The sequence below is a fragment of the Actinomadura sp. KC216 genome (assembly GCF_004348535.1).
Taxonomy (GTDB): Bacteria; Actinomycetota; Actinomycetes; order Streptosporangiales; family Streptosporangiaceae; genus Spirillospora.
In genome coordinates this window covers 1-1,412 of record NZ_SMJX01000627.1, presented here as the reverse complement: position 1 = coordinate 1,412, position 1,412 = coordinate 1, and the positions used below count along the sequence as shown (strand labels likewise).

Sequence of the window (1,412 nt, the reverse complement as noted above, 5' to 3'; positions counted from 1 at the left end):
TTGACTTTGGTCGCCGGATTGGTCCACGTGCCATTGTCGGCGGTGACCCGTGAAACCGCAGCTCACGCTGATGAACCGCCGAAGGCGGCGAAGGCGGCGGTGTCCGAGGAGAAGGCCGTGGCCGCGGCGCGGCGGTCTGGTGAGCCGGTCGAGATCATCTCCCGGCGTGGTGAGGACCGCACGGTGCGGGCGCTGCCGAACGGCCGTATCGAGATCCAGCAGCATCTGCGGCCGGTCCGGGCCCGTCAGGACGGCAGGTGGGTCGGCATCGACACGACGTTGAAACGTTCCGGTGACGCGATCGTCCCGGCCGCGAGCACGGTCGGGCTGCGGCTGTCTGCGGGCGGGAACGGTCCGATGGTGCGGATGGTCCGGTCGGGCCGCGAGCTGGCGCTGTCGTGGCCCAAGCCGCTGCCCGAGCCGACGCTGGAGGGTGACACCGCCGTCTACCAGGGTGTGGCCGGTCCCGATGTGGATTTGCGGTTGCGGGCCGAGCGGGACGGGTTCGCGCACGTTCTGGTGGTCAGGACCGCCAAGGCGGCGCGGGACCCGCGGGTGGCCAAGCTGGCGCTGGCGCTGTCGGCCAAGCGGCTGGTGGTGAGCCAGGAGCCGGGCAGCGGGGTGCTGAAGGCGGCCGACACCGGCTCAAGGTCGGTGGTGTTCGAGGCGCCGTCCCCGATCATGTGGGACTCCTCCGGCGCCGGCGCCGGGGACCCGCAGGCGCGGGCCGCGGTGGTGCGGGGCGATGAGCCCGCGGAAGGGGCCAGGACGGCCCCGATCGGTGTGGCCGTCGCGGACGGCACGCTCATCCTGACCCCGGATCAGGCCCTGCTGACCTCGCCCGACACCAGGTTCCCGGTGTTCATCGATCCGGTGTGGACGACGAGTAGGGCGTCCGGTTGGGGGATGGTGTCGTCGGGGTGGCCGGATCAGTCGTATTACAAGTTCGCGGGGAAGTCGACCGAGGGTGTGGGGCGCTGCGAGGTGGCCAAGGATCCCAACTGTGTGAAGAACCAGACCAAGCGGCTGTTCTTCCGGATGCCGCTGCCGGCGATCAAGGGCCGCTATATCCAGGCGGTGGAGTTCACCGCGTATGAGACCTTCGCCTATGACTGCGGTAACGACACTTCGGTGGAGTTGTGGCGGACCTCGACGCTGAGTTCGGGTGCGACGTGGAACAACGCCACGAGCTCGTCGGTGTGGGACCAGCGGCTGGCCTCGCGTGATGTGTCGTACTGCTCGCGGGCGCCGGTGGAGTTCGGCGGGTCGTTGCTGCGGTCGCATGTGCAGGACGCGGTCAACAAGGGCCATTCCACGATCACGTTCGGGCTGAAGGCCTACAACGAGTCGTCGATGTCGTGGTGGAAGCGGTTCGCCGACGACGCCTACCTGCGGGTCCAGTACAACAACCC

The 1,412-nt window shown here is 69.0% G+C and carries 1 pseudogene; it reads left to right on the top strand.

From position 1 onward, the window contains the following. Positions 1–42: 42 nt before the first annotated feature. Positions 43–1,412, top strand: a pseudogene (locus tag E1264_RS44350) (hypothetical protein); the annotation flags it as partial.